Annotated in this window: 20 protein-coding genes and 1 pseudogene; 10 read left to right on the forward strand and 11 right to left on the reverse strand. The window is 71.8% G+C overall.

Going from position 1 to position 26,659, the window contains the following annotated elements; all coding sequences use genetic code 11:
* Positions 1-68: 68 nt before the first annotated feature.
* Positions 69-1,153 (reverse strand): annotated as a pseudogene (gene mptB, locus DDW44_RS16265) (polyprenol phosphomannose-dependent alpha 1,6 mannosyltransferase MptB); the annotation flags it as partial.
* Between the two features lie 267 nt (positions 1,154-1,420).
* Between mptB and DDW44_RS16270 the strand changes: the two are divergent.
* The gene (locus DDW44_RS16270) at positions 1,421-1,885 is read left to right on the forward strand and encodes a GatB/YqeY domain-containing protein (protein ID WP_018891923.1); all 465 of its coding nucleotides are present in this window, start codon (positions 1,421-1,423) and stop codon (positions 1,883-1,885) included.
* Between the two features lie 264 nt (positions 1,886-2,149).
* On the opposite strand, the gene DDW44_RS16275 is transcribed toward DDW44_RS16270, so the two are convergent.
* The gene (locus DDW44_RS16275; RefSeq protein ID WP_108906902.1) at positions 2,150-4,396 is read right to left on the reverse strand and encodes a transglycosylase domain-containing protein; all 2,247 of its coding nucleotides are present in this window, start codon (positions 4,394-4,396) and stop codon (positions 2,150-2,152) included.
* Between the two features lie 363 nt (positions 4,397-4,759).
* Here DDW44_RS16275 and DDW44_RS16285 point away from each other — a divergent pair, with 363 nt between their 5' ends.
* The gene (locus DDW44_RS16285) at positions 4,760-5,104 is read left to right on the forward strand and encodes a WhiB family transcriptional regulator (RefSeq protein WP_017947823.1); all 345 of its coding nucleotides are present in this window, start codon (positions 4,760-4,762) and stop codon (positions 5,102-5,104) included.
* 671 nt (positions 5,105-5,775) lie between these two features.
* On the opposite strand, the gene bagB is transcribed toward DDW44_RS16285, so the two are convergent.
* Both bagB and bagA read right to left on the reverse strand, forming a co-directional pair.
* Positions 5,776-7,125 (reverse strand): ATPase BagB, encoded by a 1,350-nt coding sequence (gene bagB, locus DDW44_RS16290; RefSeq protein WP_108906903.1) that lies wholly within the window; start codon positions 7,123-7,125, stop codon positions 5,776-5,778.
* Positions 7,126-7,228: 103 nt separating this feature from the next.
* Positions 7,229-8,221, reverse strand: a complete 993-nt coding sequence (gene bagA / locus DDW44_RS16295) for an ATPase BagA (RefSeq protein WP_017947821.1) — start codon at positions 8,219-8,221, stop codon at positions 7,229-7,231.
* A 137-nt stretch (positions 8,222-8,358) separates the two neighbouring features.
* Here bagA and sp36 point away from each other — a divergent pair, with 137 nt between their 5' ends.
* The 4 genes from sp36 (at position 8,359) to DDW44_RS16315 (ending at position 11,042) form a co-directional block, all read left to right on the forward strand.
* On the forward strand, positions 8,359-8,517 hold the full coding sequence (gene sp36, locus DDW44_RS16300; protein WP_017947820.1) for a Sp36 family protein: 159 nt from the start codon (positions 8,359-8,361) through the stop codon (positions 8,515-8,517).
* Positions 8,514-8,984 carry a RidA family protein gene (locus DDW44_RS16305; protein ID WP_108906904.1) on the forward strand — a complete coding sequence of 157 codons (471 nt, stop codon included), beginning with the start codon at positions 8,514-8,516 and terminating at the stop codon, positions 8,982-8,984. Before sp36 ends, DDW44_RS16305 begins: the two co-directional genes overlap by 4 nt.
* Positions 8,985-9,321: 337 nt before the next feature.
* On the forward strand, positions 9,322-10,215 hold the full coding sequence (locus DDW44_RS16310) for an NUDIX hydrolase (protein WP_108906905.1): 894 nt from the start codon (positions 9,322-9,324) through the stop codon (positions 10,213-10,215).
* The gene (locus DDW44_RS16315) at positions 10,212-11,042 is read left to right on the forward strand and encodes an MBL fold metallo-hydrolase (protein ID WP_018891920.1); all 831 of its coding nucleotides are present in this window, start codon (positions 10,212-10,214) and stop codon (positions 11,040-11,042) included. Before DDW44_RS16310 ends, DDW44_RS16315 begins: the two co-directional genes overlap by 4 nt.
* A gap of 581 nt (positions 11,043-11,623) precedes the next feature.
* On the opposite strand, the gene DDW44_RS16325 is transcribed toward DDW44_RS16315, so the two are convergent.
* Positions 11,624-12,298 (reverse strand): Crp/Fnr family transcriptional regulator, encoded by a 675-nt coding sequence (locus DDW44_RS16325; RefSeq protein WP_017947815.1) that lies wholly within the window; start codon positions 12,296-12,298, stop codon positions 11,624-11,626.
* Positions 12,299-12,622: 324 nt separating this feature from the next.
* Here DDW44_RS16325 and nth point away from each other — a divergent pair, with 324 nt between their 5' ends.
* The 3 genes from nth to DDW44_RS16340 all read left to right on the forward strand — a co-directional run bounded on the left by nth (position 12,623) and on the right by DDW44_RS16340 (position 15,831).
* Positions 12,623-13,612: an endonuclease III gene (nth, locus tag DDW44_RS16330; protein WP_108908855.1), complete on the forward strand. Its 990-nt coding sequence runs from the start codon at positions 12,623-12,625 to the stop codon at positions 13,610-13,612.
* Between the two features lie 208 nt (positions 13,613-13,820).
* Positions 13,821-14,516, forward strand: coding sequence for an NUDIX hydrolase (locus DDW44_RS16335; protein ID WP_018891916.1), 696 nt, complete (start codon positions 13,821-13,823; stop codon positions 14,514-14,516).
* 115 nt (positions 14,517-14,631) lie between these two features.
* Positions 14,632-15,831: a MarP family serine protease gene (locus DDW44_RS16340; RefSeq protein ID WP_108906907.1), complete on the forward strand. Its 1,200-nt coding sequence runs from the start codon at positions 14,632-14,634 to the stop codon at positions 15,829-15,831.
* Positions 15,832-16,089: 258 nt separating this feature from the next.
* On the opposite strand, the gene DDW44_RS32820 is transcribed toward DDW44_RS16340, so the two are convergent.
* From DDW44_RS32820 to DDW44_RS16370, 6 genes are all read right to left on the reverse strand, one after another.
* Positions 16,090-16,269, reverse strand: coding sequence for a hypothetical protein (locus tag DDW44_RS32820; protein WP_078503441.1), 180 nt, complete (start codon positions 16,267-16,269; stop codon positions 16,090-16,092).
* Between the two features lie 297 nt (positions 16,270-16,566).
* Positions 16,567-17,529 carry an alpha/beta fold hydrolase gene (locus DDW44_RS16350; RefSeq protein ID WP_018891915.1) on the reverse strand — a complete coding sequence of 321 codons (963 nt, stop codon included), beginning with the start codon at positions 17,527-17,529 and terminating at the stop codon, positions 16,567-16,569.
* Positions 17,526-18,029 (reverse strand): phage holin family protein, encoded by a 504-nt coding sequence (locus DDW44_RS16355; protein ID WP_018891914.1) that lies wholly within the window; start codon positions 18,027-18,029, stop codon positions 17,526-17,528. The genes DDW44_RS16350 and DDW44_RS16355 overlap by 4 nt, the downstream gene beginning before the upstream one ends.
* Before the next feature lie 39 nt (positions 18,030-18,068).
* On the reverse strand, positions 18,069-19,466 hold the full coding sequence (gene nhaA / locus DDW44_RS16360; RefSeq protein WP_108906908.1) for a Na+/H+ antiporter NhaA: 1,398 nt from the start codon (positions 19,464-19,466) through the stop codon (positions 18,069-18,071).
* Positions 19,467-19,685: 219 nt separating this feature from the next.
* A complete protein-coding gene (gene acs, locus DDW44_RS16365; protein WP_108906909.1) occupies positions 19,686-21,641 on the reverse strand; it encodes an acetate--CoA ligase in 1,956 nt (651 codons plus the stop codon).
* Between the two features lie 645 nt (positions 21,642-22,286).
* Entirely contained in the window at positions 22,287-24,923 is a 2,637-nt protein-coding gene (locus DDW44_RS16370) for a bifunctional SulP family inorganic anion transporter/carbonic anhydrase (protein ID WP_108906910.1), read from the reverse strand.
* Positions 24,924-25,260: 337 nt separating this feature from the next.
* On the opposite strand from DDW44_RS16370, the gene DDW44_RS16375 reads away from it, so the two are divergent.
* Positions 25,261-26,643, forward strand: coding sequence for a polysaccharide deacetylase family protein (locus tag DDW44_RS16375; RefSeq protein WP_108906911.1), 1,383 nt, complete (start codon positions 25,261-25,263; stop codon positions 26,641-26,643).
* Positions 26,644-26,659 lie beyond the last annotated feature (16 nt).

Below are 26,659 nucleotides of genomic sequence, written 5' to 3' on the forward strand. Positions count from 1 at the left end.
GTCGGCGGGAGTGTCTCCGGAAGGGGCGCCTTCGGAAGGGGTGCCTCCGGATGCGGAACCCTGTCTGCCGCTCGTGCCGTCAGCCTGTATGCGCACCACAGCGCCAGTACCCCCAGTGTGCTTCCGCCAACTGCGATCAACAGCTGATTATGGTCGGGCGCGAACCCGCTCGGCATCACCGCGAGAGCGAGGAGTCCGCTCAGCAGAGCCGCCGCGCGCCTGGGACGCACCGAACCCGTGGGCGCCGCGGCGGCGATCAGGAACACGCCCCACAAGACGTACCACGGCCGGATCGCGGGGCCAGGACGGCCACCGCGGCCAGGCTGAGTCCGACCGCGTGCACCGGCCGGTGCAGCCGGTGGCGCCTCCAGGACACGAGGACGGCGAGCTCGGTGGCGGTGCGTCCCGCCAAGTGCCAGGCCGGTACGGCGGATTCCGCGAGCCCGCTGCCGGCGCTCCGCAGCGCGGACCCGATGAGGCGGCCGAGGGTCGAGGTCATCGACCAGTTCCCCGGCGACACCGGGGTGTCGAGAGCGGCGGTCCAGCCGTATCCGGTGCCGGCCGGCGCGGTCGCTACGACGGTGGTGGCGGCCGCCACGACGGTGGTGGCTGCTGCCGCGCCGCCGGTGGCGGCGACGGCCCCCAACCGGGGGCGACGGCCGGGCCGGTGCCGGGCCCACAGCAGCGCCACGGCGGGCAGACCCAGCGCCGCCGGTGCCTTGACCAGCGCGGCGAGGGTGACGAGTACGGCACTGACGACCGGCCGCCGGCCGGGCGCCGCGACGAGGCCCGCGCCCAGCAGGCCCAGCATGACCGCGTCGTTGTGGGTGCCGCTCACCAGGTGCAGCAGTACCAGCGGATTGAGTCCGCCGAGCCATACGGCGCCGCGCGGGTCGGCGCCGCAGTGCCGGGCGAGCTCCGGGAGGCACAGCGCCATCAGCGCCACGCCGAGCAGCGCCCAGGCCGCCACCAGCAGCACCAGCCCGAAGTACGCCGCGGTCAGGCCGAGTACGGCCGCTCCCGAGTGCGGTGCCGGCACATCGCCCACGGACAGGGCGCCGACGGCCGTGCCGCCCGCCGCCAGGGCCGCCGACCCCGCGAGCCCCGGCAACTGGCAGCGGCGGGTGTCGAAGGCGACGTGGCGGACCGGCATGCGCGCAGGCTGTCCACGGCCGGTGGCCGTGGGCCGACCTGGGCGCCACTCGGAAACGGCCACGACGTGTCGAGCACCTTGCGGGCGCCGGGCGGGCCGAGGCCGCGGGGGAGAGGACGGTTGGTCGGAGCCGCGCGGCGGCTGCCGTCCCGGACCGCGACGCGATGGCCGGCCGGCCGGCATCCCCGGGTCGCCCCGCGTGGCAGTCCGGCGCGCTCCCGGGAAATGCGCGGGCACGCCGGGGCACCCGCCTGCCACAATCGACGCATGACCACGCTCAAGTCCAAGCTGCAGGAAGACCTCACCGAGGCGATCAGGGCGCGCGACGAGCTGCGCTCCTCGACGCTCCGGCTGACCCTTTCCGCGATCACCAAGGAGGAGGTCGCGGGCAAGGAGGCGCGTGAGCTCTCCGACGACGAGGTCCAGAAGGTGATCGCCAAGGAGGCGAAGAAGCGCCGCGAGGCGGCCGAGGCCTTCGCCCAGGGCGGTCGTGCCGAGCAGGCGGACCGCGAGAAGGCGGAGGGGGCGATCCTCGACGCCTACCTGCCGCAGCAGCTGACGGACGACGAGTTGAACGGCATCGTGACCCAGGCCGTCGAGGAGGCCAGGGCGGCGGGCGCGGAGGGCCCCCGGGCGATGGGCGCGGTCATGAAGATCGTCAACCCGAAGGTGGCGGGCCGCGCCGAGGGCGGCCGGGTGGCCGCGGCCGTCAAGAGGATGCTCGCCGGCTGACGCGGCCCGCCCCGCGCCGGGCATGCGGTCCGCACCACGGCCGCCAACCGCACGGCATCCGCACGGCGACGAACGGCACCACACGGCATCCACACGGCGACTAACGGCATCCGCACGGGATCCGCACGGCGACGAACGGCACCGCTCGCCACCGCGCGGCACGGCTCGGCGGTGAGCGGCGAGAACCCCGGCATGCGTGGTGGACCGGGAGGCCGGGCCTGCTCGGCGCCGGGACGGGACCGTCGTACCGCGTGGGTGCCGGGGTCAGTCCCGGTTCCGGCCTCCGTTCCCGCCGCCGTCCTGGCCGCGGGTGATGTTGCCGCCGAGGAAGTCCGGCGGGAGCGAGATGTCGGGGAACGGGTCCCGGCCGCCGTTCCTGCCGGGCTTGTCGTCGGTGCCACCGCCGTCGTCCCGGCGCCGCTCTTCCTCGTCGTCCTCACCCTCCGACCCGTCGGGCACATGGACCGTGTTGAAGCCCGGGGTCTCCTTGCCCCGCAGGGCTCCCGCCATCGCGTCCTTCCAGATCGGGCCCGGGACCTGGCCGCCGAAGACCTTCCCGTGGTAGCGCCCGCCGATCCGGATGTTGAACATCTTCACCTTCTGGGAGGCGCTGCCGACCCAGACCGCACCGGACAGGTTCGGGGTGTAGCCGACGAACCAGGCGTTCCTGCGCTCGTCCGTGGTACCCGTCTTGCCCGCGTTGTCACGGTCCGTCAGGCCCGCCTGCTGGCCCGTACCGGAGTCGACCACGCCGCGCAGCAGCGTGTTGATGGTGTCCGCGGTGCGCTCCGACATCACCTTGCCGCACTCGGTCTGCGGCACCCTGAGGCTCTTGCCGTCGGCGGTCGTGATCGACTCGATGGCGGTCGGCGTGCAGTGCGTGCCCCGGTTCGCGAACGTCGCGTACGCGTTGGCCATGGTCAGCGGCGAGATGCCGGTCGAGCCGAGGGTCAGCGGCGCCGGGCTGGCCGGGAGCTTGTCCCCGTTGCCCTGCACCACGCCCAGGCGGTCGGTCATCTCCACGACGGGGCAGAGGCCGATGTCTCCTATCATCTGCACGAAGTACGTGTTGACGGACAGCTCCATCGCCTCGCGGAGCGCGTAGGGACCGACTTCCTTCTCGTTCTCGTTCTCCACCGTGTCGCCGCCGCGGTTGCGCCAGGGCCGGTCGGAGCAGCTCGCGATCGAGTCCGGGTACGGCATCTTGTACGGCGCCGGGTACGACTGCGTCGGCGGACGGCCCTGCTCCAGCGCGGCGGCGGCCACGAACGGCTTGAAGGTCGAACCCACCGGGAAGCCGTAGTTGGAGCCGCCCATCCCGGCGTTGACCGAGTAGTTGATCTGGGTCTCGTTCTCGCCGAAGCCGTACGGCTTGGACTGGCCCATGGCGGTGATCCGGCCCGTCCCGGGCTCGACCAGCGTGATCGCCGCCGCGACCTTGTCGTCCTGGTGGACGTGGTTCTTGAGCGACTTCTGGGCGGACTTCTGCGCCTGCGGGTCCAGGGTCGTACGGATCGTCAGGCCGCCCTGGTTCCAGACCTTGGCCCGCTCCTCGCGGGTCTTGCCGAAGACCGGGTCCGTGAGGAAGACCTCGCGCACGTAGTCGCAGAAGAAGCCGGCACCGTCGACGGCGGTGATGCAGCCGTTCTGCGGCTTGCTGACCTTCAGCTCGATCGGTGTCTCCTTGGCCGTGTCGGCCTCGGACTGGGAGATGTCGCCGACGTCGGCCATCCGCTGCAGCACGGTGTTGCGCCGCTTGGTCGCCTCCTCGCCGTCGTTGACGGGGTCGTAGCGGCTGGGCGACTGGACGATGCCGGCGAGCAGCGCGGCCTCCTCCAGCTTCAGGTCCTTCGCGGACTTCGAGAAGTAGCGCTTGGACGCCGCCTCGACGCCGTAGGCCTGCTGCCCGAAGAAGGTGATGTTCAGGTAGTTCTCGAGGATCTTCTTCTTCCCCAGCTCCTCCTCGACCTGGATCGCGAACTTGAGCTCGCGGACCTTGCGGCCGATGGTCTGCTGGGTGGCCTGGGCGACCTTGTCCGGGTCGTCCCCGGCCTCCTCGACGAACACGTTCTTCACGTACTGCTGGGTGAGGGTCGACGCGCCCTGGGTGACGCCGCCTTCCTGCGCGTTGCGGTTGAGCGCGCGCAGCACACCCTTGAGGTCGATCGCCCCGTGCTCGTAGAAGCGCGCGTCCTCGATGGCCACGATCGCCTTCTGCATGTACGGCGAGATGTCCTTGAGCCGGACCACCGTGCGGTCACGCGAGTAGACGGTGGCGATCTGCCCCCCGTCGGCGTCGAGGATCGTCGTGCGCTGGCTCAGCGGCGGGGTCTTGAGGTTGGCGGGGATCTCGTCGAACCCCTCGACCGTGCCCTTGGCGGCCAGTCCCAGCGCGCCGGCGGCCGGCAGGGCGAGGCCCGCCAGCACGGCTCCCGCGAGCACACTGACTCCGAGGAACTTGGCGGCCTGCTGGGTCCCGGTCAGGCCACCGCCCGATCGCTTCTTCGACATAGGGGCAGCCTACGTTCTCATTCTCCGGACACGCGTATAGGCCTTGGCCTAAGCTGTCCCCAACTGTCACAGCAGTGCGGTTGTGTATCAAGACACCGCGCCATCTCCCCGAGCCTCTCCGCGGTGACGCCCTCCCCGCGACCGACTCCACTTGCCAGCTTATGTGCCGGAATCATTACGTATGCCCTCAGCTCACTCCCCCGGGTGATCTGCCGCTTACGCATAGTCCGTTCGGACCATTCAAGATTGGGCCCGAAGGGGGTGTTGCGCTGTGCCCGCCTTCCGTAACGTCCTCAACTGGCAGCGGTGAATATGCCGCTGCCGCCGTGGGGGAGCCTCGATTCGGGAGAGGACGGCGCCGGCATGGGCTGGGTAACCGACTGGAGTGCGCAGGCAGCTTGCCGCACTACCGATCCGGATGAACTGTTCGTACAAGGAGCGGCGCAGAACAGGGCCAAGGCGGTGTGCACCGGATGCCCGGTGCGGACGGAGTGCCTGGCCGACGCGCTCGACAATCGTGTCGAGTTCGGTGTGTGGGGTGGCATGACCGAGCGGGAGAGGCGCGCACTGCTGCGCAGGCGCCCCACCGTCACCTCCTGGCGTCGCCTGCTGGAAACCGCGCGTACGGAATACGAGCGGAGCACGGGCATTCTGCCCGTGGGCCTCGAGGACGACGAGACCTACGAGACTTTCGCGGCCGTGGGCTGAACCGGTGGCCGGTGCGGCCAGGGCACGCCACCTCGGCGTCTCTCCGTTCGGCTGGGCTCTCCGAGGCCGCCTCGGCGCCTCCTCCGGCCGCTCCGCGGACCCGGCCGTGCCGTCGGGCCGGTGAGTCGTACGGACCGGTGATCGCACGGTGTCGGTGGGGCGGGGCGGGTGGCGTGATGCGTCGGGGACCTGGGCATCTTCCCGGCGGCCTGACGGGCAGGGCTGGCGGTCGCACGGTCATGGTCCGACGGTCGGTCGCACGGTCATGGTCCGACGGTGGCGGTGGCCCGCGAGACGGAACGGTGCGCCGTGACCGCGCCGCCGCGTGGTGCCCTGCCTGTCGCACCGTACGGTCTGCCCCTGCGTGCCGCGGGTCTCCTGGATGCCGTACGGGGTTCACCGGGTCCCTGCGCCGGCCCCACGCCGAGCCGGGCTCCCACCCGTGCGCGCACGAGCTCTGAACGCCCCCCGTTCGCGTGTGAGGGATCACACAGTGGACGGGCGGGCCATGGGCATCCGGCCTCGGGAGGAGGCGTGCGCGCGACCGGCTCGTGCGGTGGGCCGACCGAAAGGGCACCCTGACGACCCCGATCACCACCCCGCCGCTCCACATCACGGGACGGCCGGGTGCCGGCCGGGGCGCCCGACCGGGCGGCCACAGGGCCGAAGCCCTACCCGGCTCCGGCCGGGAGGCCGCCGCTCGCCAACCTGTCCCCGATGGCGCGCAGGCCGGCGAGGTCGTGCACATCACCGGGCAGAGCCGCCACTTCGGTCACCGCCACCTCGGGGTGGAGCGCGGTGAACCGGTCACGCGTGCGCTGCTCTCGGGACAGCACCTGCATGCGTTCGGCATGCAGACGCAGCAGACCGGCGGTCAGTTGTGAGGTCGGGGGCGCCGAAGGCCTACCGGACTCGGAATCGGGCTCAGGCTCGGATTCGGGCTCAGGCTCGGGCTTGGGCTCGTACGGGTACTCGGAATCCGGCTCCACGGCGGAAGGGGTGGGAGAGGACCCCGTGGAGCCACGCTCAGCAGCCTTCCCGGCCCCCTGATCCACAATGCGGCCCTCGTCAAGATTTTCTGCGGCAGCGAGCGCCCGCTCGGCCGAGAGCCGGGCGGCACCGCTGCCGTGCACGCGGTTGAGCACCAGCCCGGCCAGCGGCATCTCCTCCGCCGCCAGCCGCTCCACGAAGTACGCCGCCTCGCGCAGCGCGTCCCGCTCCGGGGCGGCGACCACCAGGAACGCCGTGCCGGGTGCCTGCAGCAGCCGGTAGGTGGCATCGGCGCGGGTGCGGAACCCGCCGAACATCGTGTCCATGGCGGCCACAAAGGTCTGCACGTCACGCAGGAACTGACCGCCCAGCAGCTTCCCCAGCGTGCCGGTCATCATCGACATACCGACGTTCAGGAACTTCATCCCGGCCCGGCCGCCCATCTTGGCGGGGGCCATCAGCAGCCTGATGAACTTGCCGTCCAGGAAGGACCCCAGCCGCTTCGGGGCGTCCAGGAAGTCCAGCGCCGACCGCGACGGGGGAGTGTCCACCACGATGAGGTCCCACTCGTCGCGCGCCCGCAACTGGCCGAGCTTCTCCATCGCCATGTACTCCTGCGTGCCCGCGAAACCGGCAGACAGGGACTGGTAGAAGGGGTTGTCCAGAATGGCCCGGGCCCGCGACGGGTCCGCGTGCGCCTCGACGATCTCGTCGAAGGTGCGCTTCATGTCGAGCATCATGGCGTGCAGCTCGCCGTCGCCCTCGACGCCGTCCACCGGGCGCGGGGTGTTGTCCAGCAGGTCGATCCCCATCGACTGGGCCAGCCGGCGGGCCGGGTCGATGGTGAGCACGACCGCCCGGCGGCCGCGCTCCGCCGCGCGTACCCCGAGGGCGGCGGCGGTCGTCGTCTTGCCGACCCCGCCGGCGCCGCAGCACACGATGATGCGGATTCCCGGGTCGTCGAGCAGGGCATCGATCTCGAGCAGCGGAGTGTCCTGCAGCGTGCTGCCGTGCGTCATCGAGGACGTCATCCCGTCACTCCGGTCACTGCGGTCAGTCGGGTCACTGCGACCACACCGGTCAGCCCGGTCGCTGCGGCCACTGCGGCTACTGAGGTCGCTGGGGTCGGTCCGGTCACTGGGCATTCCCCCCGGCATCGGCTCCGGTGTCCACTCCGAGCTTTCGCAGTTCGGTCGCCAGCTGGTACAGCCCGGCCAGGTCGACCCCCTCGCTCAGCAGGGGGAGTTCGTACGCCGGGAGCTCCAGCGCCTCCAGAGCGGCACGCTGCTCGCGCTCCAGCTCGACGCGCTGGGCGTGCTCGGCGGCCTGCTCCAGCAGCGGTCCGACCAGCCCGGCCGCGCCGCTCACCCCCGCCCCGCTCAGCGACCTGGCGATGTCCTTGCGGCGGCCCGCGGTCCCGGCGCTACGCACCGCCTCCTCGTCGAGGACGTGCGGACGCACCATGTTGACGATCACCGAGCCGGTGGGGAGGTCCGCGGCACGCAGCTCGGCGATGCCGTCCGCGGTCTCCTGGACGGGCATCTCCTCCAGCAGCGTCACCAGGTGCACGGCGGTCTCGGCGGACTTGAGGACGCGCATCACCGCCTGCGCCTGATTATGTATCGGGCCGATCCTGGCGAGGCCCGCGACCTCGTCGTTGACGTTCAGGAAGCGGGTGATGCGGCCGGTCGGAGGGGCGTCCATGACGACGTGGTCGTAGACGTACCGGCCCTGCTTGTCCCGGCGGCGCACGGCCTCGCACGCCTTGCCCGTCAGGAGGACGTCCCGCACACCCGGCGCGATGGTCGTGGCGAAGTCGATCGCGCCGAGCTTCTTCAGGGCCCGGCCCGCCGACCCCAGCTTGTAGAACATCTGGAGGTAGTCGAGGAGGGCCCGCTCGGCGTCGATGGCCAGCGCGTACACCTCACCGCCGCCGGGAGCCACGGCGATCTTGCGTTCCTCGTAGGGCAGCGCCTCCGTCTCGAAGAGCTGCGCGATGCCCTGCCTGCCCTCGACCTCGACGAGGAGGGTGCGCTTTCCCTCGGTCGCGAGGGCGAGCGCGAGGGCCGCGGCGACCGTCGTCTTACCGGTTCCGCCCTTGCCGCTGACGACCTGGAGCCTGCTCACGTCCTGGAGCCTAACCAGTCGGCCCGCAGGCTAAGCGACCCCGGGTCGCCTTTGCCGGGTCGGGTTCGCCCGGTGTCTCGTGCGCCGGGCGAACCTGTGTCACCGGGCCGCCCGCCGGTGCGGCTACAGTCGGCTCCATGACCAAGTGGGAATACGCCACCGTGCCCCTTCTCGTGCACGCGACCAAGCAGATCCTGGACACCTGGGGCGAGGACGGCTGGGAGCTCGTCCAGGTCGTCCCCGGGCCGAACAACCCCGAGCAGCTCGTGGCCTACCTCAAGCGGGAGAAGTCATGAGCGGTGCCGTCGAGGCCAAGCTCACCGAACTCGGGCTGACGCTGCCGGCCGTCGTGCCGCCGCTGGCGGCCTACCAGCCGGCCGTGCAGTCGGGCCCGTACGTCTACACCTCGGGGCAGCTCCCGATGGTGGACGGCAAGCTTCCGGTCACCGGCAAGGTCGGTGCGGAGGTGACGCCCGAGGAGGCCAAGGAACTGGCCGCCATCTGTGCGCTGAACGCGCTGGCCGCCGTGAAGTCCATCGCGGGCGACCTGGACCGGATCGCCCGGGTCGTGAAGGTGGTCGGCTTCGTCGCCTCCGCCGCCGACTTCACGGGGCAGCCCGGCGTGGTCAACGGCGCGAGCGAGTTGCTCGGCGCGGTCCTCGGCGACAAGGGCGTGCACGCGCGCAGCGCCGTGGGTGTCGCCGTGCTGCCGCTGGACGCGCCCGTCGAGGTCGAGATCCAGGTGGAGCTCGTCCAGAGCTGACCCGTCCCGGGGCCGGGCACCCCGGCCGAAGGGCCTCCGGCCCCTCCCTGGGGAGCCCGGAGGCCCAGGGCCCAGGGAGGGGCCGGGAGCGGGCGGCGGGAACGGCCGTGGGAGAGGTGCCCACCGGCCGGTCGCCGGCGGCGTTCGCATGGCCGAGGGGTCGAGGGGCGAGGGGCCGAGTGGGCGCGGTGTCGCCGGGACGCCGGGTCGCGAGGCCACCCGGACCACCGGTTGACGAGCCCGCCGGTTCGCACGGCTGGGCACGGCCGGGCACGGCTGGGCACGGCTGGACCGGGCACCCCTCGAACATCCGCGCGTGAGCGCATAGCATCCGGCCATGTCCAATGGTCAGTGGTACCCACCGGAATGGCCCGACCGGATCCGGGCGCTCGCCTCGGGCGAGCTCACCGCCGTCGCCCCCCGCCGGGCCGCGACCGTGATGCTGCTCAAGGACACCTCCGAGGGCGTACACGTCCATATGCTGCGCCGCCGCGCCTCCATGGCCTTCGCCGGGGGCGCGTACGTCTATCCGGGCGGCGGGGTGGACGAGCGCGACGCGCGTCCGGTGCGCTGGGCGGGGCCCTCCCTGTCCGACTGGGCGCGGCGGCTCGGGGTCGAGGACGAGGCGTCCGCGCAGGCCGTCGTCTGCGCGGCGGTCCGGGAGACGTACGAGGAGGCAGGCGTCCTGCTGGCCGGCGAGACCGCTGACTCCGTCGTCGAGGACACCACCGGCGGCGACTGGGAGGCCGACCGCGCGGCGCTCGTCGACCGGAAGCTCCCCTTCGCCGAGTTCCTCGACCGCAGGGGCCTGGTGCTGCGGTCGGACCTGCTCGGGGCGTGGGCCCGATGGATCACCCCGGAGTTCGAGCCGCGCCGATTCGACACCTGGTTCTTCGTCGCCTCGCTGCCGCGGGGGCAGCGGACCAGGAACGCCTCCACCGAGGCGGACCGCACGGTGTGGATCCGGCCCGCGGACGCCGCTGCCGGGTACGACAGGGGCGATCTGCTGATGATGCCGCCGACGATCGCCACCCTGCGGGTGCTGGGCAGATTCGCCGCCGCCTCGGACGCCCTGGCGGCGGCGGCCGGGCAGGACCTCGCGCCGATCCTGGCTCAGGCACGCTTGGAGAACGGGGAGGTGGTGCTCAGCTGGCCGGGTCACGACGAGTTCACCAAGCACATCCCCGTGGGCGGAGCCGGTCCGGCCGGGTTGACGGGAGGCACGCGATGACCAACGCATCGGTGCTGCCGGGGCAGCCGCGCGGCGCGGTCGTGTCCGGTCGCGCGACCGCCCGCGCCATCAACGTCCTGGCGCCCAATCCGTCGGCGATGACGCTGGACGGCACCAACACCTGGATCGTCGCCGAGCCGGACTCGGAACTCGCCGTCGTCGTCGACCCGGGCCCGCTCGACCAGGACCACCTGCGGAACGTCGTCGCGACGGCCGAGCAGGCCGGCATGCGGATCGCCCTGACCCTGCTCACCCACGGGCATCCGGACCACGCCGGGGGAGCCGCCCGCTTCGCCGAGCTCACCGGGACGAAGGTGCGTGCCCTCGACCCGGCACTCCGGCTCGGTGACGAGGGGCTTGCCGCGGGGGACGTGATCCGTACCGGCGGTCTGGAGCTGCGGGTCGTGCCGACCCCCGGGCACACGGCGGACTCGCTCTGCTTCCATCTGCCCGCCGATCAGGCCGTGCTGACCGGCGACACCGTCCTCGGCCGGGGCACCACGGTCGTCGCGCACCCGGACGGCCGTCTCGGCGACTATCTGGACTCGCTGCGCAGGCTGCGCTCCCTGACCGTCGACGACGGGGTGCACACGGTCCTTCCCGGGCACGGCCCGGTGCTGGAGGACGCCCAGGGCGCCGTGGAGTACTACCTCGCCCATCGCGCGAGCCGGCTCGCCCAGGTCGAGACGGCCGTCGAGAACGGCCACCGCTCGGCCGCCGACGTGGTCGCACACGTGTACGTCGACGTGGACCGGTCGCTGTGGCCCGCGGCGGAGCTCTCGGTGCGGGCGCAGCTCGAGTACCTGCAGGAGCACGGCCTCATCTAGAGCCCCTGCTTCTGGAGCCCCTGCGCTTCACCCCTGCGCTTCACCCCTGCGCTTGGAGCCCCTGTGTCTGGAGCCGCTTCGCCGGAGCCTGTCCGGGGATCTCGCAACGGATCGTGAGGAGGACGGGGAAGCCGTGTTCGTCGTGCCCACCCTGCTCGTGGTCGCCGCCCTGGTGATCTTCCTCGTCGCCCGCGGCGGCGGGCCGCGCGGCCCCGGGATCCGGTGCCGCACCGGGAGGTGCGCGGCGCCCGAGCACCCGTGTGGACCGTGGCCGCGGCGGCTCGTGCACCCCGTGGCCGCGCGGCCACGGCAGCGGGAAACCGCTGATCCTGCACGGGGGCAGGCCGACCAGCCCCCTACGGGGTGGCCGAGGCGCTTCGGGAGACGGTCCCAGCACGCGCGGCCCGCCCGGCGGACCATGGGTCTGCCGAACGGGCCCCTTCTGTCCCCGTGCGCCCGTGCCTCTGTACGTCCGCGACGAGGGCCCCGTACGGGCCGCCGCGCGGTCCCCGGCAGACGGGCCCCGCCCGGCTACGGGCTCGTGGGCGCGTCCGCACCCATGGCGTGGCGGAGCCGGGAGGCTAGCGGGAACGCTTGGCGAGGCGCTCCACGTCGAGCAGGATGACGGCGCGGGCCTCGAGGCGGAGCCAGCCGCGCTGTGCGAAGTCGGCGAGGGCCTTGTTCACGGTCTCGCGGGAGGCGCCGACGAGCTGGGCGAGCTCTTCCTGGGTCAGGTCGTGGACGACGTGGATACCCTCCTCCGACTGCACGCCGAAGCGGCGCGAGAGGTCGAGGAGAGCCCGGGCGACACGACCGGGAACGTCGGAGAAGACCAGGTCGGACATCTGGTCGTTGGTCTTGCGGAGCCTGCGGGCGACCGCGCGCAGCAGGGCGGTGGCCACCTCGGGGCGCGCGTTCAGCCAGGGCTGCAGGTCGCCGTGGCCCAGGCCGAGGAGCTTGACCTCGGTGAGGGCGGTGGCGGTCGCGGTGCGCGGGCCCGGGTCGAAGAGGGACAGCTCGCCGATCAGTTCGCCGGGGCCCAGCACGGCCAGCATGTTCTCCCGGCCGTCGGGCGAGGTGCGGTGGAGCTTGACCTTGCCCTCGGTGACCACGTAGAGGCGGTCGCCCGGGTCACCCTCGTGGAAGAGCGCGTCGCCACGGGCGAGCGTCACTTCACTCATCGAGGCGCGGAGCTCCGCGGCCTGCTCGTCATCGAGCGCCGCGAAGAGCGGGGCGCGCCGCAGAACGTCGTCCACGAGTTCTCTCCTTGTCGACCTGCTCAGGGGACGGTGGTCCCCATGATGCCGCACGGCAAAACAGTGCGATCGATCACAAGGCCCGACACAAGTCTGACGCACGGGCCTTTCCCGCAGTGCCTCAGGGGCCGATTCGAGTGGTGATCCGCCATGGCCGGGGCAGATGTCCTTGGCGGCCCTTAGGCTGGCCGGGTGTCCAATTCGCCGGTGAGAGCGCAGGCCGAGGGGGCCGTCAGAGTGGCAGGGGACGAAAATTCCGCTGTGGGCGAACGCGATTCGCTCCTACCGACAGATGTAGCAAAAGCGAAAAATAGGACTACCTCCATGGCTTCCCCCGAGACGCCGCGGACAGCCGCGCGGAAGACGGCTGCGGCGAGGACGACCTCGGCCAAGACGGCTGCGGCGAGGACGGCTGCGGCCGAGAAGTCCGCCGCCGAGAAGTCCGCGGGGGCGGCGGCGTCGAAGGCGACCGCGAAGAAGCCCCCCGCCAAGAAGAAGGCCGCGGCCTCCGGTACGGCGGTCAGGGCGCGGGCCGCCCAGGCCGCCAGGCCCGAGTCGCGGCTGGCGATGGTGCGCCGTGCCCGGCGGATCAACCGCGAGCTCGCCGACGTGTATCCGTACGCACACCCCGAGCTCGACTTCCGCAACCCCTTCGAACTGCTCGTCGCCACGGTCCTGTCCGCCCAGACCACGGATCTGCGGGTGAATCAGACGACGCCCGCGCTCTTCGCGAGGTATCCGACGCCCGAGGACATGGCCGCTGCCGTGCCGGAGGAGCTGGAGGAGCTGATCAGGCCGACCGGATTCTTCCGGGCCAAGGCGAAGTCCGTCATCGGCCTGTCCAAGGCGCTGCGGGACGACTTCGGCGGCGAGGTTCCGGGCCGGTTGGAGGACCTGGTCACGCTGCCGGGCGTCGGGCGCAAGACGGCCTTCGTGGTGCTGGGGAACGCGTTCGGGGTCCCGGGTATCACCGTGGACACCCACTTCATGCGGCTCGCCCGCCGGTGGAAGTGGACCGAGCAGGAGGACCCGGTCAAGATCGAGGCGGAGATCGCCGAGATCTTCCCGAAGAGCGACTGGACGATGCTCTCCCACCGGGTCATCTTCCACGGCCGGCGGATCTGCCACGCCCGTAAACCGGCGTGCGGCGCATGCCCCATCACCCATCTCTGCCCCTCGTACGGGGAGGGCGAGACCGATCCGGAGAAGGCGAGGAAGCTCCTCAAGTACGAGATGGGAGGCTTCCCGGGGCAGCGTCTGAGTCCTCCGCCCGACTACCCGGGCAAACCCGCAGCCCCGCTGGGGGCCGGGTGACCACTCCGAGCGTCCGCCGGCCCGGGCACCGGCGACCGGCTCCCGCCTGCCCGGCGCCGGCGCGGCCCCCACACCGGGCCTCGTGGTCCCGGTCCGGCCGGCCGTGCTCGTCCTGCCGGGCTCCCCGAGGCGCGCCGGTGCCCGGGCGGGCCGGGGACGGCTGGAACGTTCCCGGCCACCGCACGCGTTGCACACCACGGGGGTGCCCATGACACGCACACACGAGACATACGACGGCGACGCGGTGGTGAGCAGCGACGGCCTGCCCGAGTGGCTGGAACCCGTCGCGCGGTCCGCCGCGACTCTCGCTCCGGAGCAGCTCAGCCGGTTTCTGCCACCCGCGAGCGGCACGGGGCGCCAGTCGGCCGTGCTGATCCTCTTCGGAGACGGTGCCCGGGGCCCCGAGCTGCTGCTCATGGAACGGGCGACCAGTCTGCGGTCGCACGCCGGCCAGCCGTCGTTCCCCGGCGGTGCCCTCGACCCCGAAGACGGTGATCCGGCCACCACCGGGCCGCTGCGCGCCGCGCTCCGGGAGGCGGAGGAGGAGACCGGCCTCGATCCGTCCGGCGTCCAGATCTTCGGGGTGCTGCCCCGGCTGTACATCCCGGTGAGCGGCTTCGTCGTGACCCCGGTCCTCGGCTGGTGGCGCGACCGCTCCCCGGTGGCCGTCGTCGACCCGGCCGAGACGGCACGGGTCTTCACGGTGCCCGTGGCGGATCTCACGGATCCGGTGAACCGGGCCACCGCCGTCCACCCCAGCGGTCACCTCGGTCCGGCCTTCCTGGTCGAATCGGCTCTGGTCTGGGGTTTCACCGGCGGACTGATCGACCGCATCCTGCATTTCGCGGGCTGGGAGCGACCGTGGGACCGTGCCAGGCAGGTCCCGCTCGACTGGCGCTCATGAGACCGTTGCCCACGTGCTGTGTTCTCCCGGCGGTCGGTCCGGCGTCACCGGGAGCTGATCCGGGCTTCCCCTGCCGGACGGAGTGCCGGACGACGAAACTGCGAGGCTGACGACGGTGAACGTGCTGGACATCCTGCTGCTGCTCGCCGCCGTGTGGTTCGCCGTGGTCGGATACCGTCAGGGTTTCGTCGTCGGCATCCTGTCGGTGATCGGATTCCTCGGTGGTGGACTCGTCGCCGTCTATTCGCTTCCACTGCTCTGGGACCGGATGACCAACGAGACGGAGGTCTCCACGGCGGCGGCGATCGTCGCCGTCGTGATCGTGATCGTCTTCGCCTCCGTCGGCCAGGCCCTCACCACCCACCTCGGCAACAAGCTCCGCCGGTACATCACATGGACCCCGGCACGCGCACTCGACGCGAGCGGCGGTGCCCTCGTGAACGTCGTCGCGATGCTGCTGGTGGCCTGGATCATCAGTCTCCCCGTCGAAGGCACCACCCTGCCTCCGTTCGGCACGGAGGTCCGGAACTCCAAGATCCTTCAGGGTGTCTCCCGGGTGCTGCCGGCCCAGGCGCACACCTGGTTCGACGACTACCGGTCCATCCTCGCGCAGAACGGCTTCCCGCAGGTCTTCGGCCCCTTCGCCAACGAGCCCATCACCGAGGTCAGGCCGCCGGACCCGGCGCTGGTCGACAGCCCGGTGGCGGCCCGGGCGCAGCGGTCCATCGTCAAGGTGGTCGGCACGGCGCAGAGCTGCAACAAGGTGCTCGAAGGCACCGGCTTCGTCTTCGCCGAGCGCCGGGTCATGACGAACGCGCACGTCGTGGGCGGAGTCGACGAGCCGACCGTGCAGATAGGCGGGGAGGGCAGGCGGTACGACGCCAAGGTCGTCCTCTACGACTGGCAGCGCGACATCGCCGTACTGGACGTTCCCGACCTGAAGGCGCCGGCTCTGCGCTTCACCGACGAGGACGCCCGCACCGGTGACAGCGCGATCGTCGCGGGCTTCCCGGAGAACGGCTCCTACGATGTGCGCTCTGCGCGGGTCCGGGGCCGCATAGACGCCAAGGGACACGACATCTACCGCCGCGGCGTGGTGCGGCGCGACGTCTACTCGCTGTTCGCGACGGTCCGTCAGGGCAACTCCGGTGGCCCGCTGCTCACGTCCGAGGGCCAGGTGTACGGAGTGATCTTCGCCCGGTCGCTCGACGACGCCGACACCGGTTACGCCCTGACGGCCGACGAGATCCGCGAGGACATCAGGCTCGGCCGCACGGCCGACCAGGAGGTCGACAGCGAGGGCTGCGCGCTCTGACGCTCGCCGCGCACGGCTGCGCGACGGACGGCGGCACGCCCCTGCGGGACGTCCGCCGGGGTTCGCGGTTGCCCGGCGGCGCGCTCGTGGCGGGCATCCGTCGAGATCCGTGCATGCGCATGCCGGGGCAGGCGTTCCCGGGCACACGGCCGTGCCCGGGAAGACGGGAGGTCCCCGCGCAGGCCTCCGTACCCCACAGGTGTGTCCGACCTCGTGGAGGTGTGCGGAAGCAGGAACGCGGGCGCTGCTGCGACGGCGTCAGCCGCGAGGATGGCGCAGTCGCGCCGAGACCCAGCGGGCGCGACGGCGGAGGATGCGCGGGATCCCGAGACGGGGATCATGACCCCGCCCCTGGGGGCCGCCCCTTTCGTCCGCTACCGGCGCGGAGGCCGAGCGGGGGTTGCGTGCTGTGTCACTGTAGTCGTGCGTCCAGCCCATACCCCGACGTGTGCCCGTGCCCCATGGTCGGTAACCGCATCGGGGCCCGCCAATTGGCCTATGCGCCGGGCAATCCCCGTTCGCCGCACACCCGTTCGCACGGTGGCCGTTGCCCCGGGCGGCGTCAGGCGGCAGCCCCGTCCGGAGCGGCCTCGCAGGACGGCGGTGCGGCCAGGCGGTGCGGCCAGGCGGCGCGGCCCGCGTTGGCGCCGGTCGCGCCCGGGTGCCCCGCTCGGGCCGGTTTCACCGGTCGGGTTCGGGTCACCGGTCGGGTTCGGGTCACCGGTCGGCTCGGGGTCACCGGTCGGGTTCGGGATCCTTCAGCCAGTTGACGAGCTCGTGGGAGAACGCGACCGGGTCCTCCTCATGGGGGAAGTGGCCGAGCCCGTCGAACAGCCTCCAGCGGTAGGGGGCTTCGACGTACTGACCGGAGCCCGCCGCGCTGCGCGTACGCATCGCCGAGTCCAGTGAGCCGTGGAGATGGAGCGTCGGCACCCGTACGGGACGCTTCATCCTGCGGTTGAACTGGATGCCGTCCGGACGGGCCATCGACCGCACCAGCCACCGGTACGGCTCGATCGAGCAGTGCGCCGTCGACGGGATGGACATGGCCCGGCGGTAGACGTCGAGCGCCTCCTCCTCGGGCGGGCGCGGACCCGACCACTCCCTGATCAGCCGTCCCACCAAGGCCGCGTCGTCCGCGAGGAGCTGACGCTCCGGCAGCCATGGCCGCTGGAAGCCCCACACATACGCGCCGGCGCGGCTCTGCGCGAAGTCGCCGAGCATCGACGAACGCCAGCGGCGCGGGTGCGGCATCGAGGAGACCACGAGCCGGCGGACGAGCTTGGGCCGCATCACGGCCGCCGTCCAGGCCAGGTAGCCGCCGAGGTCGTGGCCGACGAGCGCCGCGTCGGGCTCGCCGAGGGACCGTACGACGCCGGTGATGTCGAGTGCGAGGTTCGCGGGGTCGTATCCCCGGGGCGTACGGTCGCTGCCTCCGACACCGCGGAGGTCCATCGCGACCGCGCGGAAGCCGGCGTCGGCCAGCGCGGGGAGCTGGTGCCGCCATGTCCACCAGAACTGCGGAAAGCCGTGCAGCAGCAGCACCAGCGGCCCGTCGCCCAGCTCCGCGATGTGGAAGCGCGCACCGTTGGCCGCCACATCCCGATGGGTCCACGGCCCGTCGATCCGGATGGGGCCGCCGTTTCCGTTCCCGGTGCTGCTTCCGTTGCCGATCGAGGGCGTATCGGGTGCCGTCATGCGGACGAGCGTGCCACAGATGTGGACGGGTCCTTCGCCCCGCGGGGGTGCGGCTTGGCGTTCTGCAGCACGGCGGCCGTCTCCTTGGCCGACGCGATGGAGCGCTCCGGCGGCTTGACCTTCTTGAACTTGGCGATCGCCAGCAGCGCCGCCAGGCCGGCCAGCAGCAGGAACGCCACTCCCACGATCAGGAACGACCAGGCCAGTCCCAGACCGAGATTGTGGATGCCGTAGGCGGCGGCGAAGCTCAGCACCGGCAGGGAGAACAGGGCGAGGACCCCGGCGACCGTGCCGGCCACACCGCCTGTCACCCCCCGCTTGACGTCCTGCCTGAGCTCTGCCTTGGCCAGCGCGATCTCGTCGTGCACCAGGGCGGACATCTCGGCGGTCGCCGTCGCCACCAGCTGTCCCAGGGACTTGTCCGCGCCGGCCAGCCGAACCGGCCCGACCACGTCGCCCGCGGCTTCGAGGGTGGTGGTTGTGCTGCCGGGGTCGCTCATCGGTGACTCCCTCATCTCTGCTTCGGATCTGCTGTCAGATCATGCCGGACTGTCGCCGTCGGCGCGCGATGCACTCGCGACTTCCGCCATGCGCCGGTGCTCCGCCGCCTTCTTCTCGTGGATCGCGGCCATCCGCAGGTGGTACTCCGGGTTGTCCTTCTCGTACACGTCCGGGATGCCGTCCTGGTCCTCGTCGAGCTCCTCCGCGGCGCACAGGGCCTGATACTTGCGTACCCGCAGTTTCAGCAGCACACAGGCCAGCAGCGCGGCCGTCAGCGAGCCGAGCAGGACGGACGCCTTGATCTCGTCCGTCATCTCGGGGTCGCCGGCGAAGGCCAGCTCGCCGATGAGCAGGGAGACGGTGAAGCCGATACCGGCCAGAGACGAGACCGCCAGGACGTCGGGCCAGGCCAGGTCCTCGTTGAGCTCGGCCTTGGTGAAACGGGCGGCCAGCCAGGTGCCGCCGAAGATGCCGGACGTCTTGCCGACCACCAGACCGAGGATCACCCCGAGGGTCTCGGGACGGGTGAAGACGGCGTGCAGGGCATCGCCGGAGACGCTCACCCCGGCCGAGAACAGGGCGAACATCGGGACGGCGAAACCCGCCGAGATCGGTCGCACGAGATGCTCGATGTGCTCGCCCGGGGAGTGCTCCTCGCCCTCGCGCCGGGTGCAGCGCAGCATCAGGCCCATGGCGACGCCCGCGATGGTGGCGTGGACGCCGCTGTTGTACATCAGCCCCCAGATGACCAGGGCCAGCGGGACGTACACGTACCAGCCGCGTACGCCCTTGCGGAGGAGCAGCCAGAAGACCAGGAGGCCGGCCAGGGCCCCGCCGAGCGCGGCGAAGTTCAGCGAGCTGGTGAAAAAGATCGCGATGATCAGGATCGCGAAGAGGTCGTCGACGACGGCGAGGGTGAGGAGGAAGGCGCGGACCGCGGACGGCAGCGATGTGCCGATCACCGCGAGCACGGCGAGGGCGAAGGCGATGTCGGTGGCCGTGGGCACGGCCCAGCCCGCGAGGGAGCCGCCGCCTGCGGAGCTGACCACCACGTAGGTGAGTGCGGGCGCCGCCATGCCGCAGACGGCGGCGATGACGGGGAGCGCGGCGGCCTTGGGGTCGCGCAGATCGCCCGCGACGAGTTCGCGCTTGAGCTCGATCCCGGCGACGAAGAAGAAGATCGCGAGCAGTCCGTCGGCGGCCCAGTGCTGGATGGAGAGGTCGAGCCCGAGGGCGGCCGGGCCCAGGTGGAAGTCGGACACGGCCTGGTAGCTGGGGGCCAGAGGGGTGTTCGCCCAGAGCAGCGCGGCGATGGCGGCGGCGAGGAGGAGGATTCCGCCGACGGTCTCGGTGCGCAAGGCATCCGCCACGAAGTTCCGCTCGGGGAGGGAGAGAAGCCCGAGGAACTTACGGGGGGTGGGGGTCGGCGCTGCCACGGGTGAGGACCTCCGGTCGGATAGGCAGGGCAAAGCACGTGCCGACCAGACTTCCCGGCGCACCTCGGTTTTCCTGTCGCGTCTTCGACGCCGTTCCTTACCTTACCTAATGACTTCGTCCGGGTGAACGGGGGTACGTCCGGTTGATCTTTCACCATAGGCGCAGAAGGGGCACCCGGCGCGTTCGCCCCGGGTGCCCCTCGCGGTGGCCTCGCGGGCTCAGTCCTCCGAGGCCGCGGTCGGCAGCTTGGACTGGATGAGGTCCATGACCGAGGAGTCGGTGAGGGTCGTGACGTCACCGAGCCGGCGGTTCTCCGCCACGTCCCGCAGCAGCCGGCGCATGATCTTGCCGGACCGGGTCTTGGGCAGCTCGGCCACCGGCAGGACCCGCTTGGGCTTCGCGATCGGCCCGAGTGTCGCCCCGACGTGGTCGCGGAGCTCGGCGACGAGGGTCTCGTCCTCGTGCGCCGTCCCGCGCAGGATCACGAACGCCACGATGGCCTGGCCGGTCGTGTCGTCGGCCGCGCCGACGACGGCCGCCTCGGCGACCTTGGGGTGGGACACCAGGGCGGACTCGACCTCGGTCGTCGAGATGTTGTGGCCGGACACCAGCATCACGTCGTCCACGCGGCCCAGCAGCCAGATGTCGCCGTCGTCGTCCTTCTTCGCACCGTCACCCGCGAAGTACCGGCCCTCGAAGCGCGACCAGTAGGTGTCGATGAAGCGCTGGTCGTCGCCCCAGATGGTGCGCAGCATCGAGGGCCACGGCTCGGTGAGGACCAGATAGCCGCCACCGCCGTCGGGCACCTCGCGGCCCTCGTCGTCGACGACCGTCGCGGCGATGCCCGGCAGGGGACGCTGGGCCGAGCCGGGCTTGGTCTCGGTGACGCCCGGAAGCGGCGAGATCATCATGGCGCCGGTCTCGGTCTGCCACCAGGTGTCCACGATGGGGGTGGTGCCGCCGCCGATGTGCTCCCGGTACCAGATCCAGGCCTCGGGGTTGATCGGCTCGCCGACCGAGCCGAGGACGCGCAGGCTCGACAGGTCGGCCTTGGCGGGGATGTCGTCGCCCCACTTCATGAACGTGCGGATCGCCGTCGGCGCCGTGTAGAGGATCGTCACGCCGTACTTCTGGACGATGTCCCAGAAGCGGCCCTGGTGCGGGGTGTCGGGAGTGCCCTCGTACATCACCTGCGTCGCGCCGTTGGCCAGGGGCCCGTACACGATGTACGAGTGGCCCGTCACCCAGCCGATGTCGGCCGTGCACCAGTAGACGTCGGTCTCCGGCTTGAGGTCGAAGACGGCGTGGTGGGTGTAGGCCGCCTGGGTGAGGTAGCCGCCGGAGGTGTGCAGGATCCCCTTGGGCTTCCCCGTCGTGCCGGAGGTGTACAGGATGAAGAGCGGGTGCTCGGCGTCGAACGCCTCCGGCGTGTGCTCGGCCGGCTGGCGCGCGACCACGTCGTGCCACCAGACGTCCCGGCCCTCGGTGATCGCGGTGTCCTGGCCGGTGCGGCGGACCACCAGCACGTGTTCGACCTGAGGGCACTTGGCGACCGCCTCGTCGATGGCGGGCTTGAGCGCGCTGGGCTTGCCGCGCCGGTGGCCGCCGTCGGCGGTGATCACCAGCTTGGCGTCGGCGTCCTGGATGCGGGAGGCCACGGCGTCCGCCGAGAACCCGCCGAAGACCACCGAGTGTGCGGCACCGATCCGGGCGCAGGCCAGCATCGCCACGGCGGCCTCGGGAATCATGGGCAGGTAGATCGCGACCCGGTCGCCCTTGCGGACGCCCAGCTCCGTCAGTGCGTTGGCGGCCCTGGAGACCTCGTCCTTGAGTTCGGCGTAGGTGAGGGACCGGCTGTCGCCCGGTTCGCCCTCGAAGTGGATCGCGACGCGGTCCCCGTGCCCGGCCTCGACGTGGCGGTCGACGCAGTTGTACGCGACGTTGAGCCTGCCGTCGGCGAACCACTTGGCGAACGGAGGGTTCGACCAGTCCAGGGTCTCGGTCGGCTCCTCGGCCCAGGTGAGCCGCCGCGCCTGCTCGGCCCAGAAGCCGAGCCTGTCCGCCGCGGCCTGCTGGTACGCCTCCGCCGTCACGTTGGCGTGCGCGGCCAGCTCGGCCGGCGGGGCGAACCGCCGCTCTTCCTTCAAGAGGTTGGCCAGGCTCTCGTTGCTCACGACATCTCCCTTTCCCAGGGCGTCCTCTGTGCCTATGTGTCCCAGGCCATAGCTCATCAGGCGGACGGCCGGGTGACAAGGGCCTTCAGAAAATGGTTTAGACCTATTGAGGGTGTGGGTGGCCGGTGGGACGCGAGGCCGCTCGTCCCGGACGAGCGGCCCCTTCTCCCGGGCGGTGGGGGAAGGGGCCACCCGTACTCACGTATGCCAGGCGAGGTCGGTTCACCCCGCCGAGTGGCCCGGACGTTGTGTCCGGTCGCCCCTTTCCCGATCCGGACGCCACCGCGCGGCGGGTGTGCCGCGCCCCAGGGTCCGGTGGGCGATGACCATCCGGCGATCCGACCCGGGCGACGGCTCTTCCAACGGCTCTTTCAGCGGTTCTTCCAACGGCTCTTCAGGCGGAGTTCCGCACGGTCAGGCCTCCGCCCGGCCTTGCGCCGCGGGCGGGGGTGTCCGCTAGGACGGCCCGCCCTCAGGAGCGGTGTCCGCGGGGTGATGCCGTCCCGTCAGGCGGGTGGCGTCCGCGTCACGTCCGCACGGGAGTGCCGCACGGTCAGGCGGGTGGCGTCCGCGTCACGTCCGCACGGGAGTGCCGCACGGTCAGGCGGGTGCCGTCGGATCACCTCCGCCGGGAGTGCCGCACGGTCAGGCGGGTGCCGTCCGCCGGCTGATGCCGTCCGGCGCCGCCGGTGCGAGACCGACCGGTTCGAAGAGCACCTGGCCGCTGTGGACTCCCCCTCCTCCCGATCCCCCGCTCAGCAGATACACCTGGGCCTCGGCGACATCGAAGAACATCCCGTCCAGCCGCAGGGTGCCCTGGGCGAGCCTGCGGGCGACCGGCCCGTGGGCGCGCAGATGCTCCAGCTGCTGGACGACATTGCTCAGGCTCAGCTGCTCCACCGCGTCGCCGGCGGGTCGGCCCTCCAGTCTCGGTACGTGGTCGTCGCGGGACACCATCCGCGCCAGCCCCGGCTCTCCGTGCCGCAGCCAGCGCCGCAGCGGCGTCCCATCCCCGGCGCCGTCCGGCGGGCCTTCGAGCAGGGCCCGCATCGCCCCGCAGCCCGAGTGGCCGCAGACCGTGATCGAGCTCACCTCCAGCACGTTCACGGCGTACTCGATCGCCGCCGCGACGGAGTCGTCAACGGTCTCCTCGCCCGGTCTCGGCACCAGGTTGCCCATGTTCCGAACGGTGAACAGGTCACCCGGGCCGCTCGCGGTGATCATGCTGGTGACCAGGCGGGAGTCGGCACAGGTCAGAAAGAGCTGGGAGGGCCGCTGACCTTCGCGGGCCAGGCGGGCCAGCTCGTCGCGCACCAACGGGGCCGTGTTCCGCTGGAAGGAGCTGAGTCCGCTGGCCAGTCGACGCCGGTGCCCCTCCGGCTTCTGCTCCTGGCCGACGGCCGGGTGCCCTCCGCAGTGGTGGTTCCGCCAGGGGTTCCACGGCCGGCAGCAGCTGTGCGGGGCGGGGACCGGTTCGGTGGGCCGCCCGCCCGGGCCCCCGCTGAACTCGGCCGAGCCGCCCTGCGCCTCGTGGGCCGACCGCCAGCCGTGCAGCGCCTCGTGCGCGGCATGGTCGATGAACGAGCCGTCCAGCTCCACCACGGCGTCGGAGCCCTGGGGCACCTGCGCCAGCACCCGGCTCAACCGCGGCACCGCGAGGAACGTCAGCTGCCCTCGCACCCTGATCCGAAGAGTCCCGTCCCGTTCCGCCACGGTGACCCGCGTCCTGGTGAGCCGGTGCAGCGCCACAGCCACGGCCGCCGCGATCCCGAGGGCGACCCCGGCGAGCACGTCGACGACGACGACCCCCGCCATCGTCACCGCGCACACCGCCGTCTCGCGGTTCCGCCGCACGCTGCGCAGATGTCCGACATTGACCATCTGCGCACCGACCACCGCCACCAGGGCGGCCAGCGCGGCGAGTGGGATCAGATCGAGAACCGGTGCGAGCAGCAGTGCGGCGAGGGCGACCCACAGCCCGTGGAGAATCGTCGAGTGCCGGCTGACACCTCCCGCCCGCACATTGGCCGTACTGCGCACGGCGACCCCGGCGACAGGGAGTCCGCCGAGGGCACCGGAGACCGTGTTGGCCGCTCCCTGACCGGCCAGTTCACGGTCCAGATTCGAGCGGTGGACGGTGTGCCGGGCGTCCCCGCGGGCCGCCACCAGTTTGTCGACCGCCACCGCGGACAGCAGGGACTGCACGCTGGTGACCAATGTGATGGTCAGGACCGCGGCGGCGATGGCCGGCACCGGACCTTCGGGCAGGGCGGGCAGGGCGTGGCTCCGCCATGAGGGCAGGTCCACGCGTGGCAGCCGGAGGCCGGCGAGCGAGGCGAACAGGGTCGCGCCCACTACTGCGGCGAGTGCGGCGGGGGCCTTCCGCAGCAGTCGGCCCGCGCTCCCCGGCACATGGGGCCAGGCGAGCAGCAGCGCGACGGTCACGGCACCGACCGAGAGCGCGGCCGGGTGGAGCCGGGCCAGCCGCGCGGGCAGCGCGAGCAGGTTGTCGAGCGCGGAGCTGTACGGCGTGCCGCCGAGGACGATGTGCAGTTGGGCGAGGGCGATGGTGATTCCGATGCCGGCCAGCATGCCGTGCACGATCGCCGGACTGACGACGAGCGCGGAACGGGCCACCCGCATCGCTGCGAGGGCGAGTTGGGTGAGGCCGGCCAGGACGGTGATGGCGCAGGTGGCCCGCCACCCGAACCGGTGGATGAGATCGGCCGTGATCACCGTGAGGCCCGCCGCGGGTCCGCTGACCTGGAGTGGGGATCCGCCGAGAAAACCCCCGACGACGCCGCCCACCGCGGCGGCCACGAGCCCTGCCTGGAGGGGTGCGCCGGTGGCCAGGGCGATGCCGAGGGAGAGCGGTAGCGCGATCAGGAAGACGCAGACCGAGGCGGACAGGTCGGCGGAGGCGATCCGTAAGCCGCGGCCGGGTCGCCGTGGCCACCGGTTCCGGTCACCGGCCGGCCCGGCGCCCGGCGGGCCGTGCGGGCGCTGGTGCCGGGCGGTGCCCCGCGTGCGGGCCTCGGTGCCGTTGCCGGCGTCGGCGGCGTGACGGGTCCCGGAGGGGCTCGCCGTCCGGCGGGGCCGGTCCGGGCCTTCCGGCCGCTCTCGGCCGTCGGGACGGTCGGACCGTGAGTCGCCTCGTGCGCGGCCGTCTCTCTCGGTGCGGGTGCGACGACTCGGAATGCGGAAGGAGCCGAGGCCGGTCAGGCGGGGCGTGCGGGGTTTGCGGGGCGCTCGGGAGGCACAGGGAAGATCGCAGGCAGACATGGTCTTGTCTCCTCCGGGGTGGCGCGGTCGCGGAATGCGGGCGCGGCCGTGGGCCGCGGCGCGCGACGGCGGGATGCTCTTGGCGGAATGCCCGAAACCGGAGCCGGGCTCGGTCACAGTCCCAACTCTCGGTAAATGAATCGTAATGCCGAGTAAAAAGCGGAACGCGGCTTTAAGTGGCAAATAGGACTCTCGTTCATCCAATCCGGTGATTAGTCATTCCGGCTCGGCCTGCCTCCCCCGCTCCATTCGCTCGGGTGGGAGTTTGATCCGGGTGCGCAGTCGTATCGGCGTATCGAACCGCGTATCACAGCACACGACGGAAGAGGGTGGACGGATGCTGCCCACCGCACGAAGGGCCCTCCTCGGTGCCGTGGCCACCGTGCTCGCCGTGGGCCTCGCCGCATGCACCGGTGGCGGTGGAGGGCCAGGGCTCTCCGGCGCCCTGGGGAACCAGCTGGGTCAGATCGGGGACGGCTCGACCTCGTACACCGGAACCCAGCCGGGCCTGGCGCGCCCCGAGCGGCTGAAGCCGGGTCAGAAACCGCCGCAGTTCGTGGTCTTCTCCTGGGACGGGGCGGGCGAGGACCGCGCGAAGCTCTTCGCCCGCTTCCGGGAGGTGGGCAGGAAGCACGGCATCACGATGACCTACTTCCTCAGCGGCGTGTACCTGCTGCCCGAGGGGAAGGCCGAGCTGTACGACCCGCCCCGGCACGAGCGGGGACGCTCCGACATCGGCTTCAACGACACCGAGGGCATCAAGGCCACCGTTCGCGAACTCCGCGCCGCCTGGCTGGACGGGAACGAGATCGGCACCCACTTCAACGGCCACTTCTGCGGGCCGGTGGGTGGCGGCGCCACCTGGACGCCCGAGGAGTGGAGCAGCGAGCTCGCCCAGGCCAGGTCGTTCGTGCAGAACTGGCGCACCAACGCGGGACTGCCGCGCGAGCGGTCGCTGCCGTTCGACTACGACCGGGAGCTCGTCGGCGCCCGCACACCCTGTCTCGAAGGGCGTGACAACTTCCTGAAGGTCGCAGCGAAGCAGGGCTTCCGCTACGACAGCAGCGGTATCAGCGAGCAGATCTGGCCGGACAGGAAGCACGGAGTGTGGGACCTCTCGCTGCAGATGGTCCCCGTGCCCGGACGCGCCTTCGAGACGCTCTCCACGGACTACAACTTCATGATCAACCAGTCCGGTACCGCCAAGGGCGCCCCCAGCATGCACACCTTCTGGGGCAACCAGATGCGCGACGGGCTGATCCAGGGCTTCAACCGTGCCTACCAGGGCAATCGCGCGCCGCTCATCATCGGCAACCACTTCGAGTCGTGGAACGGCGGCACCTACATGCGCGCGGTAGAGCAGACCATCGGGTACGTCTGCGTGCAGCGCGACGTGCGGTGCGTCTCGTTCCGCCAGCTCGTCGACTGGCTGGACGAGCAGGACCCCGAGGTGCTGAGGAGACTGCGCACGCTGCCGGTCGGCCGGGCGCCGAGCAGCGGCTGGAAGAGCTTCCTGACCGAGGCCTCCCCGGGCTCCGACAAGCCGGGCGGCGCGCCGGTGGCCGACGGCGCCCCCCGTCCCGGGCCGGACCCGGCCGAACCGGACAGGGCCGGTGGGCCACGGGCCGCGGCGGCGTCGAACCCGGCACCAGCCCCGAGGGCCGGCTCCGCCGCCTCCGGCGCGGACCGGACCCGTCCGGTCCGCGTCGAAGGTGGATGAGGGCCGGCCCCTCCCG

The sequence above is a fragment of the Streptomyces tirandamycinicus genome (assembly GCF_003097515.1).
Classification (GTDB): Bacteria; Actinomycetota; Actinomycetes; order Streptomycetales; family Streptomycetaceae; genus Streptomyces; species Streptomyces tirandamycinicus.

What these genes read in the sequence shown, in the direction of transcription:
- DDW44_RS16270 (WP_018891923.1), top strand. Translation starts at nt 1,421, where the DNA reads ATGACCACGCTCAAGTCCAAGCTGCAGGAAGACCTCACCGAGGCGATC.
- DDW44_RS16275 (WP_108906902.1), bottom strand. Translation starts at nt 4,396, where the DNA reads ATGTCGAAGAAGCGATCGGGCGGTGGCCTGACCGGGACCCAGCAGGCC.
- DDW44_RS16285 (WP_017947823.1), top strand. Translation starts at nt 4,760, where the DNA reads ATGGGCTGGGTAACCGACTGGAGTGCGCAGGCAGCTTGCCGCACTACC.
- bagB (WP_108906903.1), bottom strand. Translation starts at nt 7,125, where the DNA reads ATGACGTCCTCGATGACGCACGGCAGCACGCTGCAGGACACTCCGCTG.
- sp36 (WP_017947820.1), top strand. Translation starts at nt 8,359, where the DNA reads ATGACCAAGTGGGAATACGCCACCGTGCCCCTTCTCGTGCACGCGACC.
- DDW44_RS16305 (WP_108906904.1), top strand. Translation starts at nt 8,514, where the DNA reads ATGAGCGGTGCCGTCGAGGCCAAGCTCACCGAACTCGGGCTGACGCTG.
- DDW44_RS16310 (WP_108906905.1), top strand. Translation starts at nt 9,322, where the DNA reads ATGTCCAATGGTCAGTGGTACCCACCGGAATGGCCCGACCGGATCCGG.
- DDW44_RS16315 (WP_018891920.1), top strand. Translation starts at nt 10,212, where the DNA reads ATGACCAACGCATCGGTGCTGCCGGGGCAGCCGCGCGGCGCGGTCGTG.
- nth (WP_108908855.1), top strand. Translation starts at nt 12,623, where the DNA reads ATGGCTTCCCCCGAGACGCCGCGGACAGCCGCGCGGAAGACGGCTGCG.
- DDW44_RS16335 (WP_018891916.1), top strand. Translation starts at nt 13,821, where the DNA reads ATGACACGCACACACGAGACATACGACGGCGACGCGGTGGTGAGCAGC.
- DDW44_RS32820 (WP_078503441.1), bottom strand. Translation starts at nt 16,269, where the DNA reads ATGGGCTGGACGCACGACTACAGTGACACAGCACGCAACCCCCGCTCG.
- DDW44_RS16350 (WP_018891915.1), bottom strand. Translation starts at nt 17,529, where the DNA reads ATGACGGCACCCGATACGCCCTCGATCGGCAACGGAAGCAGCACCGGG.
- DDW44_RS16355 (WP_018891914.1), bottom strand. Translation starts at nt 18,029, where the DNA reads ATGAGCGACCCCGGCAGCACAACCACCACCCTCGAAGCCGCGGGCGAC.
- DDW44_RS16370 (WP_108906910.1), bottom strand. Translation starts at nt 24,923, where the DNA reads ATGTCTGCCTGCGATCTTCCCTGTGCCTCCCGAGCGCCCCGCAAACCC.
- DDW44_RS16375 (WP_108906911.1), top strand. Translation starts at nt 25,261, where the DNA reads ATGCTGCCCACCGCACGAAGGGCCCTCCTCGGTGCCGTGGCCACCGTG.